Annotated in this window: 1 protein-coding gene; it reads right to left on the bottom strand. The window is 67.8% G+C overall.

All coding sequences use genetic code 11. The annotated features are described in order from the left end of the window. A partial coding sequence (locus tag RB608_RS28240) for a 2-oxoacid:ferredoxin oxidoreductase subunit beta (RefSeq protein WP_308091433.1) occupies positions 1–605 on the bottom strand: 605 nt, incomplete at both ends.

The raw sequence follows: 605 nt of genomic DNA, 5'->3' as shown, positions 1-605 counted from the left end.
CCCTTGATGGCGTCGAAGGCGCCGTCGTTGAAGATGGGGCAGTTCTGGTAGATCTCGACCAGGGACGTGCCGCGGTGGGCGGCTGCGGCGGCGAGGACGGCGGTGAGGTGTTTGCGGTCGGAGTCGATGGTGCGGGCGACGAAGGTGGCCTCGGCGCCGAGGGCGAGGGAGACGGGGTTGAAGGGGTGGTCCAGGGAGCCCACGGGGGTGGACTTGGTGACCTTGCCGACCTCGCTGGTGGGGGAGTACTGGCCCTTGGTGAGGCCGTAGATGCGGTTGTTGAAGAGCAGGATGGTCATGTTGACGTTGCGGCGCAGGGCGTGGATGAGGTGGTTGCCGCCGATGGACAGGGCGTCGCCGTCGCCGGTGACGACCCAGACGGAGAGGTCTTCGCGGGCGGTGGCGAGGCCGGTGGCGATGGAGGGTGCGCGTCCGTGGATGGAGTGCATGCCGTAGGTGTCGAGGTAGTAGGGGAACCTTGACGAGCAGCCGATGCCGGAGATGAAGACGATGTTCTCGCGGCGTAGGCCGAGGTCGGGGAGGAAGGACTGGACGGCTTTGAGGACGGCGTAGTCGCCGCAGCCGGGGCACCAGCGGACCTCCTG

Origin of the sequence: Nocardioides sp. LHD-245 (assembly GCF_030929495.1) — a bacterium.
Classification (GTDB): Bacteria; Actinomycetota; Actinomycetes; order Propionibacteriales; family Nocardioidaceae; genus Nocardioides.
The sequence above is the reverse complement of the archived record's forward strand: the minus strand, read 5'-3'. Positions and strand labels throughout refer to the sequence as shown.